The 18,270-nt window shown below is 64.0% G+C and carries 18 protein-coding genes and 1 pseudogene; 7 read left to right on the top strand and 12 right to left on the bottom strand.

Annotated features, from left to right (window positions below; translation table 11 throughout):
• Positions 1 to 225: 225 nt before the first annotated feature.
• Positions 226 to 1,335, top strand: coding sequence for a histidinol-phosphate transaminase (hisC, locus tag GGQ67_RS24145; RefSeq protein WP_183902649.1), 1,110 nt, complete (start codon positions 226 to 228; stop codon positions 1,333 to 1,335).
• Positions 1,332 to 2,261 (top strand): prephenate/arogenate dehydrogenase family protein, encoded by a 930-nt coding sequence (locus GGQ67_RS24140; RefSeq protein ID WP_183902648.1) that lies wholly within the window; start codon positions 1,332 to 1,334, stop codon positions 2,259 to 2,261. Before hisC ends, GGQ67_RS24140 begins: the two co-directional genes overlap by 4 nt.
• 272 nt (positions 2,262 to 2,533) lie before the next feature.
• On the opposite strand, the gene GGQ67_RS24135 is transcribed toward GGQ67_RS24140, so the two are convergent.
• Entirely contained in the window at positions 2,534 to 3,535 is a 1,002-nt protein-coding gene (locus tag GGQ67_RS24135; protein ID WP_183902647.1) for a DUF2125 domain-containing protein, read from the bottom strand.
• A gap of 51 nt (positions 3,536 to 3,586) precedes the next feature.
• Here GGQ67_RS24135 and GGQ67_RS24130 point away from each other — a divergent pair, with 51 nt between their 5' ends.
• Positions 3,587 to 4,117, top strand: coding sequence for a gamma-glutamylcyclotransferase (locus GGQ67_RS24130; protein WP_183902646.1), 531 nt, complete (start codon positions 3,587 to 3,589; stop codon positions 4,115 to 4,117).
• 31 nt (positions 4,118 to 4,148) lie between these two features.
• Here the strand turns inward: GGQ67_RS24130 and GGQ67_RS24125 are convergent, their stop codons facing one another.
• The 4 genes from GGQ67_RS24125 to ftsE form a co-directional block, all read right to left on the bottom strand.
• A complete protein-coding gene (locus GGQ67_RS24125) occupies positions 4,149 to 4,946 on the bottom strand; it encodes a lysophospholipid acyltransferase family protein (RefSeq protein WP_183902645.1) in 798 nt (265 codons plus the stop codon).
• Positions 4,947 to 5,052: 106 nt separating this feature from the next.
• Complete coding sequence (locus GGQ67_RS24120; protein WP_246400316.1) at positions 5,053 to 5,748, bottom strand: YdcF family protein; 696 nt, start codon at positions 5,746 to 5,748, stop codon at positions 5,053 to 5,055.
• An 83-nt stretch (positions 5,749 to 5,831) separates the two neighbouring features.
• The gene (locus GGQ67_RS24115; protein ID WP_183902643.1) at positions 5,832 to 6,842 is read right to left on the bottom strand and encodes a cell division protein FtsX; all 1,011 of its coding nucleotides are present in this window, start codon (positions 6,840 to 6,842) and stop codon (positions 5,832 to 5,834) included.
• On the bottom strand, positions 6,835 to 7,494 hold the full coding sequence (gene ftsE / locus GGQ67_RS24110; protein WP_183902642.1) for a cell division ATP-binding protein FtsE: 660 nt from the start codon (positions 7,492 to 7,494) through the stop codon (positions 6,835 to 6,837). The genes GGQ67_RS24115 and ftsE overlap by 8 nt, the downstream gene beginning before the upstream one ends.
• A 205-nt stretch (positions 7,495 to 7,699) precedes the next feature.
• Here ftsE and GGQ67_RS24105 point away from each other — a divergent pair, with 205 nt between their 5' ends.
• The 3 genes from GGQ67_RS24105 to GGQ67_RS24095 all read left to right on the top strand — a co-directional run bounded on the left by GGQ67_RS24105 (position 7,700) and on the right by GGQ67_RS24095 (position 9,567).
• Positions 7,700 to 8,371, top strand: coding sequence for a hypothetical protein (locus GGQ67_RS24105; protein WP_210279780.1), 672 nt, complete (start codon positions 7,700 to 7,702; stop codon positions 8,369 to 8,371).
• Between the two features lie 96 nt (positions 8,372 to 8,467).
• A complete protein-coding gene (gene hpt, locus GGQ67_RS24100) occupies positions 8,468 to 9,010 on the top strand; it encodes a hypoxanthine phosphoribosyltransferase (RefSeq protein WP_183902640.1) in 543 nt (180 codons plus the stop codon).
• Positions 9,011 to 9,207: 197 nt separating this feature from the next.
• Positions 9,208 to 9,567, top strand: coding sequence for a response regulator (locus GGQ67_RS24095; RefSeq protein ID WP_026283548.1), 360 nt, complete (start codon positions 9,208 to 9,210; stop codon positions 9,565 to 9,567).
• A 54-nt stretch (positions 9,568 to 9,621) separates the two neighbouring features.
• Here the strand turns inward: GGQ67_RS24095 and GGQ67_RS24090 are convergent, their stop codons facing one another.
• The 5 genes from GGQ67_RS24090 to argH form a co-directional block, all read right to left on the bottom strand.
• On the bottom strand, positions 9,622 to 10,074 hold the full coding sequence (locus GGQ67_RS24090) for a hypothetical protein (RefSeq protein ID WP_183902639.1): 453 nt from the start codon (positions 10,072 to 10,074) through the stop codon (positions 9,622 to 9,624).
• A gap of 127 nt (positions 10,075 to 10,201) precedes the next feature.
• Positions 10,202 to 12,958 (bottom strand): TIGR02302 family protein, encoded by a 2,757-nt coding sequence (locus GGQ67_RS24085; protein ID WP_183902638.1) that lies wholly within the window; start codon positions 12,956 to 12,958, stop codon positions 10,202 to 10,204.
• 164 nt (positions 12,959 to 13,122) lie between these two features.
• On the bottom strand, positions 13,123 to 14,391 hold the full coding sequence (lysA, locus tag GGQ67_RS24080; protein ID WP_183902637.1) for a diaminopimelate decarboxylase: 1,269 nt from the start codon (positions 14,389 to 14,391) through the stop codon (positions 13,123 to 13,125).
• 12 nt (positions 14,392 to 14,403) lie between these two features.
• Positions 14,404 to 14,598, bottom strand: a complete 195-nt coding sequence (lptM, locus tag GGQ67_RS24075) for an LPS translocon maturation chaperone LptM (protein WP_183902636.1) — start codon at positions 14,596 to 14,598, stop codon at positions 14,404 to 14,406.
• A gap of 136 nt (positions 14,599 to 14,734) precedes the next feature.
• Entirely contained in the window at positions 14,735 to 16,135 is a 1,401-nt protein-coding gene (gene argH / locus GGQ67_RS24070) for an argininosuccinate lyase (RefSeq protein ID WP_183902635.1), read from the bottom strand.
• A 42-nt stretch (positions 16,136 to 16,177) separates the two neighbouring features.
• Here argH and tlpA point away from each other — a divergent pair, with 42 nt between their 5' ends.
• Positions 16,178 to 16,840, top strand: coding sequence for a thiol:disulfide interchange protein TlpA (gene tlpA / locus GGQ67_RS24065; RefSeq protein ID WP_183902634.1), 663 nt, complete (start codon positions 16,178 to 16,180; stop codon positions 16,838 to 16,840).
• Positions 16,841 to 17,103: 263 nt separating this feature from the next.
• Here tlpA and GGQ67_RS24060 read toward each other — a convergent pair whose 3' ends face one another.
• Complete coding sequence (locus GGQ67_RS24060; RefSeq protein ID WP_183902633.1) at positions 17,104 to 17,985, bottom strand: 3-hydroxybutyryl-CoA dehydrogenase; 882 nt, start codon at positions 17,983 to 17,985, stop codon at positions 17,104 to 17,106.
• 186 nt (positions 17,986 to 18,171) lie between these two features.
• A pseudogene (locus GGQ67_RS24055) lies at positions 18,172 to 18,270 on the bottom strand (electron transfer flavoprotein subunit alpha/FixB family protein); the annotation flags it as partial.

Raw genomic sequence — 18,270 nt, 5'->3', positions numbered from 1 at the left:
GCCAACACGCTTCTCGCTGAAAATCGATGCTGGACGCCAAATCCACCTTGACCTTCAACACAGATGCTCATCCGCCTGCCGGCACCTTCCCCCCGTTGGGGGGAAGAGACTCGCGGCGGGCCGCTCTCCCTATCTCCCCCCACCACTCGACAACGCCCCATTTCCGTTCTATTGCCTGAAGGCAATTTCCAGCCGGACACCCCGGCCTTTTCCAAGGTTGATCCCATGAGCGTAGAGACGAGCAAGCCTGTTCCCCGTGCCGGTATTCTTGACATCGCGGCCTATGTGCCCGGCAAGGAACATGCGCCGGGCGTGGCGCGCGTCTATAAGCTGTCGTCCAACGAAACGCCGCTCGGCGCCAGCCCGAAGGCGATTGCCGCCTATCGGGCCGCGGCCGACAATCTCGAGCGCTACCCCGATGGGCAGGCCGTCGAGCTGCGCGAGGCGATCGCGGCGGTGCATGGGCTCAACCCGGCTAACATTCTCTGCGGCAACGGCTCGGATGAGCTGCTCGGCCTGCTCTGCCACGTCTATCTGGCGCCCGGCGACGAGGCGATCATCACCGAGCACGGCTTCCTGGTCTACAAGATCCAGATCATGGGTGCCGGCGCCACCGTCGTCACGGTCAAGGAGAAGGAGGCGACAGTCGACGTCGACGCGATCATCGCCGCCGTGACGGAGAAGACCAGGATGGTGTTCATCGCCAATCCGGGCAACCCGACGGGCACCTATGTTCCGGTCAGCGAGATCCGCCGCCTGCATGCGGCGCTGCCGAAGAACGTCGTTCTGGTGCTCGACGCGGCCTATGCCGAATATGTGCGCCGTAACGACTATGAATCCGGTATCGAGATCGTGTCGTCGAACCCGAACGTGGTGATGACCCGGACCTTCTCGAAGGTCTACGGCCTGGCGGCACTGCGCGTCGGCTGGATGTACGCGCCCGCCGATATCATCGATGCGCTGAACCGCGTGCGCGGACCGTTCAACATGAATATGGCGGCGATCTCGGCCGGTGCGGCCGCGATCCGCGACCAGTCCTTCATGCAGGACGCCGTCGCTTTCAACCAGATGTGGATCGACAAGCTGACCGGCGCCTTCGAGGCGATCGGCCTGAAGGTCACGCCATCAGTCACCAATTTCGTGCTCATCCATTTCCCCGATGTGGACGGCAAGCGCGCCGACGAGGCCGATGAGTTCCTCACCAGCCGCGGCTATATCCTGCGCGCGGTCAAGGGCTACGGCTTCAAGAATTCGCTGCGCATGAGCGTCGGCCCCGAGGAGGCCAACCGCGGCGTCATCGAGGCGCTCGGCGAGTTCATGGGACGAAAAGCATGACGGTCCAGTTCGATCGCATCGCGCTTATCGGCATCGGCCTGATCGGCTCGTCGCTGGCGCATGACATCAAGCGGCTGGGGCTGGCGAAAGAGGTGGTCATCGCCACCCGCAGCGCCGAGACGCTGAAGCGGGCGGAAGAGCTTGAACTCGGTGACCGCTACACGACGTCTTCGGCCGAAGCGGTCAAGGATGCGGACCTCGTCATCGTCTCGGTGCCCGTCGGCGCGTCAGAGGCGGTGGCCAAGGAGATCGCCGGTAGCCTGAAGCCGGGCGCCATCGTCACCGATGTCGGCTCGACCAAAGCGTCGGTCATCGCGCAGATGCAGCCGCATATGCCCGACAACGTTCACTTCATTCCCGGCCACCCGCTGGCGGGTACGGAAAAGTCGGGTCCGGATGCCGGCTTCCCCGGCCTGTTCGCCGGCCGCTGGTGCATCTTCACGCCGCTCGAGGGGACGGACGAAAAGGCGCTTGCCGCGCTCAGCCGCTTCTGGGAGACGCTTGGCTCGAAGATCGACGTGATGGACCCCGAGCACCACGACAAGGTGCTCGCCATCGTCTCGCACCTGCCGCACCTGATCGCCTTCAACATCGTCGGCACGGCCGACGATCTGGGCACGGTGACGGAATCGGAAGTGATCAAGTATTCGGCCTCCGGCTTTCGCGATTTCACGCGTCTGGCGGCCTCCGACCCGACCATGTGGCGGGATGTGTGCCTGCACAACAAGGATGCGATTCTTGAGATGCTGGCGCGGTTTTCCGAAGACCTCGCCTATCTGCAGCGGGCGATCCGCTGGGGCGAAGGGGACAAGATCTTCGACCTCTTCACCCGCACACGCGCCATCCGCCGCTCGATCATCGAGGCCGGCCAGGATGTCGATGCGCCCGACTTCGGGCGGCCGCATACGCTCGACAAGAAGGGGTGAGGTGGGGCGACGCGAGCTCCTTGCGTCGCATCTGCTTCGCGCTCTCCGGTAAGGTGACAAGCGCCACCATTTCCACCCTCATCCCTGTGCCCAGGCTTCGCCCGGGCGATGTCACAGGGATCCAGCCGCCGCGCGTCCGCGCGGCGAAGGGAGCCTCTTGCGATCAGGGACTTGATCGCGCTGGATCCCGGCACAAGGCCGGGATGAGGGAGTGTGGGGAAGCGCCGGCGCCAAATTACGACGTGTGGCGTGTTCTCAGCCCGGCATAAACCTCAGATCGGCGGGATCTGGCCGAGCGGGATGAAGCCGCTGACGGTGGCGTTGCCGCGCTGGACGACGAGATCGACCGAGACCGTGCCGCCGCCGCCCGCCATCGCCTTCAGGAGCTTGGCGGCCGTCTCGACCGTCTTGGCGATATCGGGGAAGCTCTGCTTGATGCTGTCGCGCCAGGCGTTGACGTCCTCGATCTGCAGCTTGAACTGGGCGCTGAGATAGCCCTCCTCATCGAAGGAGAAGGGGCCTGATAGCGTCATCACCTTGCCGCCGCCGATATCGGCCACGGCCTTGCGAAGCTCGCCGCTGGCCCCGTAAAGGCCCTTGGCGTCGCGGCCGTCGATCATGCCGGCCTTGCCCGCTAGCGTCAGGTCGGCGCTCGCCGAGAGCTTCGGCAAGACCTGCGGCCAGTCCTTGATGACGGTCTGCGCATCGATGAGCGAGACCGCGCCGTCGAGGTCAGGGCCATTCTGGCGCAGGTGCAGTTCGGTGCGGCCGGCGTCGAAGGTGATCGTCTGGCCGGTGGCGGACGAGACCGCGGTGGCCTTCAGCCCGTCGATGACCGTCGAGGACCGGTCGACGCCCTTGAACTTGGTGACGAGGCTCGACTGCATGTTCGCCCACTCGGCGTTGACCGACAGGCCGCGCGCGGTGCGGATCTCGGCCGGCGAATCGAGTTCCCAGACGATATGGCCGGGGGCGTAGACCTGGGCGGCCGATCGCAACGCGCCGAAGGTCGCCGACACGCCGTTGTTATTGTCGTCGACATCCACCTTCGAGCAGAAGAGGCCGATGCGGAAGGGGTAGCCGCGGAAGTCGATATCGGAGCATTCGCCCGACACGCCGCCGCTGTTGCCGGGGCCGATCGTCGACAGGACCGTGTTCTTCAGGGTCGAGGCGGCGTAGAACCAGCCGGCTGTATAAAGCGCGATCACGAGAACGATGCCTGTTCCGAGCAACCAGAATTTCTTGCCGCTACGGGATTGGCTTGACGCTGCCATGATGTTCTCCAATGGTTATCCGCAAATGGGAATCTCGGTCTGGCTTGGGATATGGACGAATTTTGGGTGTTTGGCTACGGATCGCTAATGTGGAATCCGGGCTTCGCGTTTGTTGAACGGTCACAAGCGCTTGTTCATGGCTATCGACGGTCTCTCTGCGTTCGCTCTTGGGTGCATCGGGGAACCCAGCAAAATCCGGGACTGGTGCTGGGGCTGGACCGCGGAGGATCGTGCCGCGGGATGGCGTTTCGTGTCGCGGCCGAGGACTGGGACGAGGTCATCGCCTATCTGAGAGCACGCGAACTGGTGACAAACGTTTATCTGGAGCGTCAGGTTCCGCTGCAATTGAAGGGCGGGCGCGGTGTGCGCGGCGTCGCCTATGTCGTCGATCGCGCCCATACGCAATATGCCGGTTCGCTCGACACCGTGGATGCCGCGCGCATTGTCCACCAGGCGCAGGGCAAGTCCGGCCCGAACGACGCCTATGTCTTCAACACGCTGACGCATCTGAAGGAAATGGGCATTCGCGACCACTGGCTGGAAGGCGTGGTCGACGAGGTGGAGCGGCTGCGGGCGGCTTGAGCGGCAAGGCCGCCGCACGGCCTGGCGGGGGTCAGGCCGTCGTGGCTTGCTGCTCGCGCAGTTCCTTCAGGCGCTGGACGACGGTCGGCGGCAAGGGCAGGTCCGGGTTGCGCTCGGCGGCGTCGATCAGGAGTTCGTCGCTGGCGCGTTCGGTCACCTCGATCAGGTGGGCGAAGAAGGCATCGGGGTCCATGCCGGGCTCGATCGGCTTCAAGATGCGCACCTTGTAATGGCCGGGATAGCGCATGGTCGAGCGGCGCGGCCAGAAGAGGCCGGGATGCATGGCGACGGGCACGACCGGCAGCTGCAGGTCGCGGTACATGCGGGCGATGCCGTATTTGTAGAGCGGTTCGGCGCCCGGCGGCCGGCGGGTACCCTCGGGATAGATGATCAGCTGGCGGCCGGTGGCGAGTTCCTCCTTGGTGCGGCGCAGGGCCTCGACCATGACCTTGCCGCGGGCGCCGCGATTGATCGGGATCATCCGCTGCTTCTTGGCGTACCAGCCGAAGAGCGGAATCCACATGAGTTCGCGCTTCAGGATATAGACCGGGTCCTTCAGCCAGGGGAGCAGCGCATAGGTGTCCCAGAAGGACTGGTGCTTGGGCGCCAGGATGTAGCCGCCCTCGGGCAGGTTCTCCAGGCCCTCGATCTCGAAGGTGGTGCCGACGATCTTTTCCATCAGCCAGTGGTTGGAGCGCGCCCAGTCCTTCGGCACTTTGTAGGCGGACCTGCGCGGCGCCAGGAAGTAATAGGGCGAGAACACGATCATCCGCAGGATGAGATTGGCGTAGAAGATCGTGTTGAAGAGGACGGAACGCAGGGCGATCATGAAGTTTCCCGAGGCCAGTATCCGCCAGACGGGCGGCTCAGCCGTCCTACACGATATTCATCCGCATAAAAAGCGCTGATCGGCCTGGAGCCGGACAGGCGCTAGACTAGGTGTCGCCGTCGGCCGAGCGCAGGCCCGGATTGCGGAAGAGGCCGGTGAGATTGCGGGCGCCGGCGAAGAGCAGCTTGCCGTATTCGGCCAGCATGACGCGCATGGCGTTGGGATCGGTGAACCAGTTGCTGTTCTTGAGATCGGTATTGACGACGGGATAGGGGACGAACTCGGTGTCCGGATCGACATAGGCGAGCTCGGCGAGGCTGCGCGGCATGTGGTAGTTGTTGGTGACGACGAGCACGCTCTTGTAGCCCTTCGCGTGTATCCAGTTCGTCGCTTCCTCGGCGTTGCCGATGGTGTCGAGTGCATCGTAGCCGATGTCGACGCAGCAATCGAAGATCTCGGGTGCCGCCTGGGTCATCTTGCGGATCTGGGCGCGGGTGGTACTCGGGTAGACGCCCGAGATCAGCAGGCGCTTGCCGGCGCCCCGCTGCAGCAGTTCCACGGCCTGGTCGATGCGCTGGTAGCCGCCGGTCAGGACGACGATGGCGTCGGCATGCGGATCGAGCGGCGGCTTCAGGGTCGTGACCGAATCCGCGAAGAACAGAAAGCCGCCGAAAACCACAGCGATAAGGAGCACGCATGCGACGCCGCCCCAGCGCAGCATGCGGCGGACGGGACCACGGCGCGCGGGCTCGCCTTCGGAGCGGGGAAGCTCCGTTTTCGGGCGAATCGGGTCGTGCGACATGCGGCTCATGCTCATGAATCGAAAAATATACGCAGATTAGGGCGGCGAACAGACGCTTTCATGGCAAAATGCAGCCGGCGATCTCAATTCGGAAGGCCGTCGGCTCGGGCCGGGTCCGAGCGTAGCGTGTCGATTTCATAGATGGTGCGCATGACGGTCAGGCGGGCGGTGAAAGTGGTCAGAAGCGCGATGATGATCATCGTCGCGAAGATGCCGGCATAGCCCAGCGCGCCCACCGAGAATGTGCCGAACAGCGCGGTGGCCTGGTCGGTCTGCGGGGTGGCGAGTGTGCGGCTTTGCAGGAAGCCGGCGCCCATGAAGAAGAGCGCGGCAAGTGCTGAGCCGATGGCCGAGCCCTTGAGGCTGATCTTCAGGAAGTGCTTCTGAAACTCGGTGGCGACGAAGGAGCTTTCGGCGCCGACGAAATGCAGGACTTCGACGATGTGCCTGTTGCCAGACAATGCGCCACGGGTGGCGAAGACGACGGTGAGCACCATGGCGGAGAAGACCAGAAGCAGCACCCCGGTGCCGATCATCACGGTGGTATGCGCCATCGACACCAGGCGGTCGACCCAGGTGCGGTGATCGTCGAGCGAGGATTGCGGAATGCTCTCCTTCAGAAGCGCGCGCATCGCCTCGAAATCGGGCGGGTTCGTCTCGTCGATGGTGATGACGACGAGGCGGGGGACGGGCAGTTCCTTGATGTCGAGACCGCTGCCGAGCCAAGGTTCCAGGAGGCGCGCGGTGGCGGCCTCATCGACGATCTGGCCGTCCTTGGTGCCGACGAAGGTCAGCGCGATGCGCCGCGCCTCGGTCAGCGCCTTGTCCATGTCGAGGCCGTCCTCGGGCTTGATCTGGATCGTGACCTCGCGGGAAATCTGGCTTTCCCAGCTCGCCGCCGTCGAGCGCACCATCGAGACGCCGCCGAGCGTCAGGCAGGCAAGGAAGGCCATGATCGCGATCACCACCATCAGCGCGTTGCCCTGGATATTGGCCGAGGGGAGAATCGGCGCGGTCGGGCGCACCTTCATCTCCGGGCGTTTCTGACCCTTGGGGGCGGCGGGCGCGGCGGGGCGGGAGGAGGGCTCAGTCATGGATGTCGAGGTGCCCTTCCGAGAGAATCATCCGGCGGGCGTCCACCTGGTCCATCAGTGTCAGATCGTGGGTGGCGATTACGACGGCGGTTCCCAGGCGGTTCAGTTCGAGAAAGAGGTTCAGGAGGCGCCGCGCCATGGGCGGATCGACGTTGGCGGTCGGTTCGTCGGCGAGCAGGATCTCGGGACGGTCGATGAGGGCGCGGGCAATCGCGGCGCGCTGCTTCTCGCCGCCCGAAAGCACCGGCGGCAGCACATTGATGCGCTCGCCGAGGCCGACCCACTTCAGGAGTTCCAGCACGTCGGTCCTGTAGGAGCTCTCATCCTTGCCGCGCACGCGCAGCGGCAGCGCCACGTTCTCATAGGTGGTGAGATGGTCGAGCAGGCGGAATTCCTGGAAGATGATGCCGACGCGGCGGCGAAGCAGCGGCAGCTCGCTGCGCGGAATGTCGGAAATGTCGCGCCCGAACATGCGGATCAGGCCGCGCGTCGGCTGCAGCGAGAGAAACAGAAGCCGAAGCAGCGTGGTCTTGCCGGCGCCCGAGGGGCCGGTCAGGAACTGGAAGGATTTCTTCGGGATATCGAAGGTCAGGTCCCGGAGAATCTCCGGCCCCATTCCATAGCGCAAACCGACATTCTCGAAGTGGATCAACGGGCCGCTCAGTTTCTTGTTGTTTCACCGCATGACTTGTTAACCAGATCCGTTAACAACCGGTAAATTTCGCTGGAAAGACGCCTGTTTGATGGCGGTCTTTGCGAAGCATTAACCAATAAAATTTACGAGTAGAGAGGATTCGTTTCAATGCCCGCATCCGTTGCGGACCGTGAAAGCAGTGGATACCGGAAAGGCGGTCGTCATGACATCCTCCTCGTTCAAGCGCCAGGCACCCGGGCGGGCCTACGATTTCCTGCCGCCCGAAGCCGTGAAGCGCGATCGCCGGCAAAGCCGTCCCGACGATATCGCCGATGCCGAATTCGTCGTCATCGGCAGGCAGCGCGGCCCCGGTTCCGCCGACCGCAATTTCACCGGCCGCAGCTTCAACGACAACAGCCGCAGCGCCGGCCGTCCGCAGCCGCGTGCGGAGCGAGCGGCACCTGCTCAGGCGCCATCCCTGCTTCAGGTGGCGGAGGACTGGCTGCAGCGGGCGTCGGCCAGGCATTTCGTCGTGCTTGTCGTGGCGCTGTGCGTCCTCGTCTTCGGCCTGTCCGGCGGGTTTTCCGGGCTATCGGCGTCCAACGCGGCCGTCGACAACGAGCCGCTGCACTTCACGCATGTGACGGCGACGCCGCGCGATGCCAACGGCATGCGGGTGCTCCTGATCAACGGCATCATCGACAATGTCAGCGGCACGACGCAGATGGTGCGGCCGATCCGTGCCAACCTCTACGCCGACGACAAGCTGGTCGCCAGCGTGGTGATCGATGCGCCCACCGACGTGATCTATGGCGGCCAGAGCCGAGGCTTCTCGTCGAAGATACAGTATCCCGGCGCGAAGACGCCCGAGGTTCGCCTCGCCTTCATGCCCTGACGTCCCCGCGATCCTGCGGATAGCGTTGCTTTAAGGGGTGTTTCACCGCGCGGTTTGTGGTAACGGCTTGTGCTTGTTTTCAAGGAGCAAGCCTTCATGCCTGTGGTGCGCGGTAAGAATATCGATCCTCTTTTCACGGCCGAGCAGATTGCCGAGCGCAATCATGCCATCGCCCGCGAGATCGCCAAGGGGCCGACCAAGGACCTGCTCGTCATCGCCGTCCTCAAGGGATCGTTCATTTTCGCGGCCGACCTCATTCGCGCGCTGCACGACAGCGGGCTTGCGCCCGAGGTCGAGTTCATCACGCTGTCGAGCTACGGCACCGGCACGGTTTCTCAGGGTGTCAGGATCGTCAAGGACATCGACAGCGAGGTGAAGGACCGCGACGTTCTGCTGATCGACGACATCCTCGAATCCGGCCGCACGCTGAAGTTCGCCAAGGAACTGCTCTACGAGCGCGGTGCCCGCAACGTCACCATCGCCGTGCTGCTCGACAAGAGCGTGAAGCGCAAGGAAAAGCTGGAAGCGGATTATGTCGGCTTCGAATGCCCAGACTATTTCGTCGTCGGCTACGGCATGGACGTGGCCTATGCCTTCCGCGAGCTCCCCTTCGTGGGCGTCGTCACCGGCGACGCGTAACCCGTCTTTTTCTTGTCGCATGTCGTTGCCGCAAAACGACTGCGCACTTTCGCGCGACATGCTTTGGATGCCCCATTTCAAGACGGGTTGTTAACCATTCCGTCCATCGCCCGGATCATTGCCTTCGGCCGTTTACCACTCGCAAAGGAAAGTCGTGTGATTTGCGATGCAGGGCATGAAACGGAGCAATGCACACCATGGCAAGAATTCTGATTACGGAAGACGAAGATTCCCTGCGTTCTTTCGTAGCCCGCGCTTTGCGCCTCGACGGTCATGAGACCGAAGAAGCGGCTGACGGTGCGGAAGGGCTGGAGAAGCTCAACATCGGCGGTTACGACCTGCTGCTGTCGGATATCCGCATGCCCGTGATGGACGGCATCGAGCTCGCGCACCAGGCGAAGTCGGCCTTTCCGGCGCTGAAGATTCTGTTGATGACCGGCTATGCCGAACAGCGCGAACGCGCCGACGACCTCGCCGAAAAGATCGTCGATGTCGTGTCGAAGCCGTTCGCGCTTCCCGATATCCGCAAGGCGGTCGCGCGCGCGCTGGCGGCCTGAGGGGTCGCCCGAGGCCGGTTATCGCATCATGGCCGGCGGTCCTCGCCGGCTTTTTCAGTTCTGCGGCTGAATGAACTTGCCCTCGAAGCGCACGCGGAAATTCCGGCGCTGCGGGTCTTCCTTGAAACAGACGAAGATCAGTTCGATGTCGTCGGCATCGTCGAGCTTGCCAAGCAGGCTCAGCGTGACGACGAGCACGCCGTCATAGGTGCGCGTCAGCCGGAAGGCGGCGTTGCGGATATCGTTGGCGGCGGGGTCCTTGCGGTCGTCGCGGCGCTCGTACACCACCCAGAAACTGCAGAGATCCCAGGTGGCGCGAAAGATTTCCGTGACCTCGGCCTGGAACTGCTCGGCATGCATGTTCGGCCCCCAGGTGAGCGTCTGCTCGCCTTCGTCGGCGACGACGTTCAGATAGCCGTCATAATCGCTGCCATGGCCGGACAGGGCACTTTCGATCATGCCGAATGCGGTGTTTTCGTCGATTACCGTCTTGAAGAGAATTGCCATCGGATCGCTATCGTTCGTCGCCTGCCGCCGCGACATTACGAAGCTTCCGCGGTTTTGGAATAGCCCCATACGGGTGAAAAGCCGCTGTTCGGGGCAAGTTTGAAATCAAGAATATATCCTGCGTGCTTTATTGAATATCGAGCAGGCGTTCAAGATAGCGTCGTTCCATCTCCTGTGAAGGGTTGTTGCCCAGCTTTTCGCGGATGGCATCCAGAATTTCGCGGGCGCGCTGGACGTCGATCTCGTCCGGCACCTTCACCTGGTCGCCGAAATCGGGGCCATCGGCGCGGCGCGGGCGGCCGAGCGGATCACGGCCGTTCTGGTTGCCCTGGCCGACCTGGCCCTGCGGTCCCTGACCCTGGCCCTGTTGGCCCTGCTGCGCCTGCATCATCTGGTTCATCATGTCTCGGGCGCCCTGGCGTAGTGCCTCCAGCGCGCGGCCCTGACCCTGGATGGCCGGTTCGCCGCGACCCTGGCCGAGCTCGCGGCCGGCGCCTTCCATCTCGCGCTGCGCCTGGCCGAAGCCCTGGCCGGGCTTCATGCCCATGTCGCCGAGGCTCTTCTGCATTTCGCCGAGCTGCTTGCCGAGCTGGTCCTGGCGCTCGCGCAACTGCTTCAGCGCCTCGCGCAGCTGTTCGGCCGTCATCTCGTCGGACGGGTTCTGGCCCTGCTGGCCTTGCTGTCCCTGTTGCTGCTGGCCCTGTTGCTGCTGACCCTGCTGGCCCTGTTGCCGCTGCTGGTCCCGCGGCATGCCGTCATTGTCCATCGGCATGTCGTCCAGAAGCGGATCGTTCATCCCGAGGTCGGGGTTCATGTTGTTGGGGTCGCCGCGCTGCATGCGGTCCTTCAACTGCTGGTCGAGCTTGAAGGTCTCTTCCATCAGCTTCTGCTGGTCGCGCAGGATCTGGCCGAGCTTGTCCATCTGCTGGCGCATCTGGCTGTTGTCCTGGCCCTGCTGCTGCTGGCCGCGCTGCGGGCGGCCTGCCTGCATGTTGTTCATCATCCGCTGCAGTTCCGACAGCATCTGCTGGGCAGCGTCGCGGTTGCCGGAGCGGGCCAGGTTCTCGATCTGGTTCATCATCCGCTCCAGATCCTGCTGGCGGATGACGTTCTGGGCGTTCTGGTTGGGCTGCATCGGCGCATTCTGCATGCGCTGCGCCAGCTCCTTCATGTAGTCCTGCATCGCCTTGCGCAGCTCGTCCATGAGCTTCTTGACCTCGGCGTCGGGCGCGTTGCGCTGCAGGGCGTCGGCGAGGTTCTGCTGGGCGTTGCGCAAATTGCGCTCGGCCTGCGAGAGATTGCCGTCCTCCATGCCGATGGCGATCTCCCAGAGATAGTCGGCGGTGTCCTTCAGCGCCACGTCGCCCTTGGCGAGCTTCATGCGCTGGCGGGCGGATTCGATCAGCAGGTAATTGGTGAGATTGGGGATCGTCTCTTCCGGGCGCAGCGTCAGCGCCTCGTTGAGCGCGATCGCTTCCGGCATCTTGCGCGTGTCGAGCGCGAAGGTCTGGCGCTGTTCGGCGACGGCGGCGGCCAGCGGCTCGGTGAAGGGGCGGGCGGGAAGCGTCATTTCATGCGGCGGGCTGCGGCCCGTCTGGCCGGCGGCGTCCCTGGCGATCAGGGTGATGCGCACGCGCTTGCCCGCCAGCGGGTGCTCGGTGATGTTCCTGCTGGCGACACCCTTGGCGTCGCGGGCGTTGCGGCGCGGAATGTCGAGCTTGTACTCCGGCAGCGGATAGAGGGGCGTGGCGCTGCTGTCGGTCTCGACAGGCACGATTTCCGCCGTTGCTTCCTGGACGCCATAGTCGTCCTTGACGGTGTAGCCGATCTCCAGCGCCCCGTTGACGGTCGATTTCGGCAGGCCGTTGAAGGCGATCTCGGGCGCCTCGTCGGGAATGACGTCGAAGGCCCATTTGCGGCCGTTGACCTCGAGCGTGCCGTTTTCCTCGAGCTTCATCAGATGCGTTGAGGCGGTTGCCGGCGAGGTTGCAGGCTGCTGGGTCTCGGCCGTTGCCGTTGCCGGAGCGGGTGTCGCGGGCGTTGCGGCGGCGGGAGCGTTCGGCGCGGCGGCGGCGTTTTCGGTGGCGGCGATCTCGATGCGCTTGCCGTCCTCACCGGCGAAGACCACCTTCTCTTCGGCCTTGCCGCCCGAGACGCGGACGGTAAGGTTCGACGATTGCGGGATCCTGATCGCGCCCTGCTCGCTGCCGGTCGCGGTGAGATAGACCGGAGCGCGGCCGGTATAGGCGGGCGGCGTGATCCAGGCGTCGATGCGCACCGCGGGGTCGGTCGCCTGTGCCTGCGGGCGCGGCTGCAGCGCGTCGGTGATCGAGCCGCCATTGGTCGACAGCGAATAGCCGAAGGCGACGACGATCAGAAGGGCCGGGATGGCGCGTAGCGCCCAGCGGTCGTGCGAGGCGATATCGGGCCGCGGGAAGCCGGCATCCAGCGTGGCGATCTTCTCGGCCATGCGGGTCTGGTGCTCGCGCCACAGGGCCCGGGCGAAGGGGGTGTCGAAGGCCGGCTCGTCCTCCTGGACGGCGACCGGCTGATGCGGCAGGCCGTTGCGCTCTTCCAAGAGCCTGTCGGCGGCCGCCGAGCCCGGCCAGTGCAGCTTGCGGAAGGGATAAAGCGACGCCAGAAGCCCGAGGCCGAAGCCGGCGAGCAGCACGATGCGCAGCCAGTCGGGAACCGTGCGGAAAAAACCGAACCAGGACGCGGCGAGATAAAGAGCGCCAAGCGACAGGATCGGCAGCGTCAGCGGCAGCATCTGCTCGAACAGCAACACGCATCGGGCGGTCAGGCGTTTTGCCGCCACCAGCCGCGCGAGCGACGGCTTCAGGGCAAGGGCACCTTTCTTTTCGCTGCTGGGGCTGTTCTTCAATCCGGTCTCCGCGATCTGGCGCTAGGGGCAGAGAGGGCCTGCACGGCGACCGCCGGGCAAGTTGCTTGGTGGATAAGGATAACACTCTTTGTGGCGAAGACGAGGGCAGGGCCCGGTCAATGCCGGCTTTTCGCTCCACGGTCGCCAAAAAGTGATTGCCGGCGTCAGTCCAGCCAGGAGGGCACGCTGTCGAGCGCGATCAGTTCCTCATAGGTCCGGCGCGGACGGATGACGTGGAAATCACTGCCCTTGACCAGCACCTCGGGCACCAGAAGCCGGCTGTTGTAGGTGCCGGCCTGCACGGCACCATAGGCTCCGGCGGACGAGACGGCGAAGAGGTCGCCGGGTTTCGGCATCGCCATTTCGCGGTCAAGCGCCAGGTAATCGCCGGTCTCGCAAACGGGGCCCACGACATCGGCCTTGATGCGCGGCGCGTTGGCGGCGGAGATCACGACAGGGCGGATCTCGTGCCATGCCTCGTAGAGCGTCGGGCGGATGAGGTCGTTCATGGCGCCGTCGACGATGACGAAGGTCTTTTCGCCGCCATCCTTCACGTAGAGCACTTCGGTCACCAGGATGCCGGCATTGCCGACGATCAGGCGGCCGGGCTCCATGACGATCTTGCAGTTCAGTTCGCGCAGCTGGTTCTTGACGATCGCGGCATAGGCGTCGGGCAGCGGCGGCGGATTGTTGTCTTCCTTGTAGGGAATGCCGAGGCCGCCGCCGATGTCGACATGGTGGATATCGTGGCCGTCGGCGCGCAGCGTGCCGACGAGCTCGCGCAGCAGCTTGAAGGCGTCGTCGAAAGGCTGCAGCTCGGTGATCTGGCTGCCGATATGCATGTCGATGCCGGTGGCCTCGATGCCTTCAAGGGTGGCGGCGCGGGCGTAAACGGCGCGGGCGCGCTCCCAGGAGATGCCGAACTTGTTTTCCTTCTTGCCGGTCGAGATCTTGGCGTGCGTGCGGGCGTCGACATCGGGATTGATGCGGAAGGAGACGGGCGCCTTTTTGCCGGCCTTGATGGCACGCTGGTTGAGGATCTCGAGCTCCGGCTCGGATTCGACGTTGAAGCAGTAGATGCCGGCCTCGAGCGCATAGTCCATCTCGCGCGCCGTCTTGCCGACGCCGGAAAACATGATGCGGTTGGCCGGAATGCCGGCCGCCAGCGCGCGTCGCAGCTCGCCTTCGGAGACGACGTCGATGCCGGCGCCGAGATTGCCGAGCGTCTTCAGGACGGCCTGGTTCGAATTGGCCTTCATGGCGTAGCAGACCATGGAGTCGACATCGCCGAAGGCCCCGGAGAAGACCTTGTAGTGGCGCTCGAGCGTTGCCGTGGAATAGACGTAGAAGGGCGTGCCCACGGCCTTGGCGATCTCGGGAACGGGAACGTTCTCGGCGTAGAGGATGCCGTCGCGATACTCGAAATGGTTCACTTTGGTGGCCTGTTACAGAAGGGGATCGAGGAAGAAGGGCTTGTCCTTGACACCGGGCTGCGGCGTCGGTTTGGACGAGTCGCCACCCTTCGTCGCCTGCACGCTCGGCGGATCGAGGTCGCCCTTGCGCCCGCATCCGGCGACGGCAAGGCCGATTACGGCGAAAACGACCGTCAGGCGGATGATCTGCGGGAAGCTGGTCTGCATGGAATTCCTCTTGGGAAGCGGCACGGATGGACACCTTCATAGCGAAGTTTATCCTCCTTGTGCACCCTGATTGTTGAGGTCTCGCGCTTTGCGAAATCGAAGGGGCGAAGCCGGTTGCGCTCCGCCCTTTTCGCGATCAGTTGCGGGCGCGCCAGTAGGCGATCTGCTTCCTGACTTCCGAAGGCGCCGTGCCGCCGAAGCTCTTGCGGCTGGCGACCGAGGCCTCGACGGTCAAGACGTCGTAAACCTTGTCCGTAATGGCGGCGTTGATCGCCTGCAGCTCGGCGAGCGACAGGTCGGAGAGGTCGCAGCCCTTGCTTTCGGCGAGCGCCACGGCGCGGCCGGTCACATGGTGGGCGTCGCGGAAGGGCAGACCCGCCTCGCGCACCAGCCAGTCGGCGAGATCGGTCGCGGTCGAATAGCCGGAGCCGGCGGCGGCCTTCATGCGCTGCGTGTTGATCGTCATGTCGCGGACCATGCCGGCCATGGCCGAGATCGCCAGCTCCAGGCTTTCGGCGGCGTCGAAGACCTGCTCCTTGTCTTCCTGCATGTCCTTGGAGTAGGCGAGCGGCAGGCCCTTCATGATCGTCAGCAGCGCGATCAGCGAGCCGTTGATGCGGCCGGTCTTGGCGCGCACCAGCTCGGCGGCGTCAGGGTTCTTCTTCTGCGGCATGATCGATGAGCCGGTGGAGAAGGCATCCGACAGGCGCACGAAGCCGAACTGCGGCGTCGACCATATGACGATCTCCTCGGCGAGCCGCGACAGGTGCATGGCGCAGATGGCGGCCAGCGCCAGGAACTCGATGGCGAAATCGCGGTCGGAAACGGTGTCGATCGAATTGCGGGTCGGCTCGCGGAAGCCGAGCGCCTTGGCCGTCATGTGGCGGTCGATCGGATAGCCGGTGCCGGCAAGGGCGGCCGAGCCGATCGGGCTCTCGTCGAGGTGCTCGATGGCGTGGCGCACGCGCTGGCGGTCGCGACCGAACATTTCGACATAGGCCATGCAGTGATGGCCGAAGGTGACGGGCTGGGCGGTCTGCAGATGCGTGAAGCCGGGCATGACGGTATCGGCATGTTCCTCGGCACGGTCGAGGAAGGCCGATATCAGCTTGGTCAGCAGCTGTTCGGTCTTCTGCAGCTCTTCCTTCACCCAGAGGCGGAAATCGAGCGCCACCTGGTCGTTGCGCGAGCGGGCGGTGTGCAGGCGGCCGGCGGCCGGGCCGATGAGCGTCGCCAGGCGCGCCTCGACATTCATGTGAATGTCCTCGAGCTTGCGGGAAAACTCGAACTGGCCGGCTTCGATTTCTGACAAGATCGTGTTTAGCCCTTCGACGATCTTGTCCTTATCATCGCTGGCGATAATACCCTGGTGGGCGAGCATGGTGGCGTGGGCGATCGATCCGCGGATATCCTGCGCAAACAGCTTCTTGTCGAAATCGATCGAGGCATTTATCTCCTCCATGATCGCATCTGGGCCGGAAGCGAAACGTCCGCCCCACATCTGGTTGGAGGATTTGGTGTCCGTGCTGTCGGCCATGAAGAATGCCTGCCTTGAAGAACGCGTGTCCGGGAGAATGAAATGACCACAAAAACGCCTTTGCGCCTGCCATCCCTGAAACTGGTCGGGATCGCGGTCGTCGCAGGCATCATTGCCGGTGCGGCAGCGGTTTACATCAGTGAGACGGGGTCTGGCAATGGCGGCGCCGATATGGCGGCGGGCGATTGCAATGCCACCAGGGAGATCGCGACCCGGATCAAGCCATTGCTGAAGGGCGAGGTGGCGGCGATGGTGGCCGCCGACGAGCCGAAGCTCATGACATCGGTCGCCTTCAACGATCCTGACGGCAAGCCGATGACGCTCGACCAATTCGCCGGCAAGACCGTGCTGTTGAATATCTGGGCGACATGGTGTTTTCCCTGCCGCGAGGAAATGCCGGCGTTGAACACGCTGGAAAAGCAGCTCGGCAGCGACAAGTTCCAGGTGGTGCCCGTCAACATCGACACCGGCGACGACGAGAAGCCGAAGACGTTCTTTTCGGAGACGGGCGTCGATGCGCTGAACCTCTACCGCGACAACACGATCGGGGTATTCAACGGGTTGAAGAAACAGGGACTGGCCTTCGGCCTGCCGGTGACGCTGCTCATCGACCAGAAGGGGTGCCTGATCTCGTCGATGAACGGGCCGGCGGCGTGGGACAGCGAGGACGCCAAGGCGCTGATCAAGGCGGCGGTGGGGATCTAGTTTTTTGGGGGCCTGTCGTCGCGGCGTTTGTGCTCGTGGCCCCCTCATCGCCTCGCTCCGCTCCGGCACTTCTCCCCGGTGGGGAGAAGGGGCTGGGCGCGGGCGTTTTGCCCTACTTGAGCGTTGCGGCTTAAGACGTTCGCTGAATTTTGAGGCGAGCAGCCCGCCACAAGTCTCTTCTCCCCAACGGGGAGAAGGTGCCGGCAGGCGGATGAGGGGGCTCCGGGCTCGGCGATTGCGGCCGGTCTTCCGAAGACCAAAACCTACCGCGTCGGAACCGGAACCTCGCCACGATAATCATAGAACCCGCGGCCGGACTTGCGGCCGAGCCAGCCGGCTTCGACGTATTTCACCAGCAGCGGGCAGGGGCGGTATTTCGAGTCCGCCAGGCCGTCGTGGAGGACCTGCATGATCGACAGGCAGGTGTCGAGGCCGATGAAATCGGCGAGCTGCAACGGGCCCATCGGGTGGTTGGCGCCGAGCTTCATGGCGGTGTCGATGGCATCGACGGTGCCGACGCCTTCGTAAAGCGTGTAGATCGCCTCGTTGATCATCGGCAAAAGGATGCGGTTGACGATGAAGGCCGGGAAGTCCTCGGCGACGGTGACGGTCTTTTCGAGCGAGGCCACGAATTCGCGGGCCTTCTTGAAGGTGGTCTCTTCGGTGGCGATCCCGCGCACGAGTTCGACCAGCTTCATGACCGGCACCGGGTTCATGAAGTGGATGCCCATGAAGCGCTCGGGACGGTCGGTGGCGGAGGCCAGACGGGTGATCGAAAGAGAAGAGGTGTTGGTGGCGATGATCGCTTCCGGCTTCAGGACCGGACAGACCGTGGCGTAGATCTTGCGCTTGACGCTTTCGTCCTCGGTCGCGGCCTCGATGACGAGATCGGAGGAGGCGAGGTCGTTGATGTCGGCGGAGCCCGATATCAAGGAGAGCGTGCTCGAGCGCTCCTCGTCGGTCATCTTGCCGCTGGTGACGTGGCGGGCGAGGTTGCCGTTGATGGTGGCCAGCCCCCGCTCGATGCGATCCTGGGTGAGATCGTAGATGTGGACCCTGTAGCCTGCGCTGGCCGAAACCTGCGCGATACCGCAACCCATCTGGCCCGCGCCGATAATACCGATCGTCTTGAACACCGCAGTCATCTCCACACCCCTGCTCGGCCTTCGCCCCCGCGATTGCCGCACCTATTCAACAAAACTGCCGGGCGAATGATCGCCCGGCAGCAGTAGTAGCCCCTAAAAAGATAATTTTCCAGTCGTTCGCATGTGCGAAAGATGACGGGCGATGATGGAAGCCCGGCGCCGCGTTGGAAACCGGGCCCCACGGAATTACAGAGCCTTCCGCAGCTCGGGCAGTGCGTCGAAGAGATCGGCGACGAGGCCGAAATCGGCGACCTGGAAGATCGGTGCTTCCTCGTCCTTGTTGAT

Origin of the sequence: Rhizobium metallidurans (genome assembly GCF_014196505.1) — a bacterium.
Lineage (GTDB): Bacteria > Pseudomonadota > Alphaproteobacteria > Rhizobiales > Rhizobiaceae > Rhizobium > Rhizobium metallidurans.
Note: the sequence above shows the minus strand (reverse complement) of the source record. Positions and strands in the feature narration are given on the sequence as shown.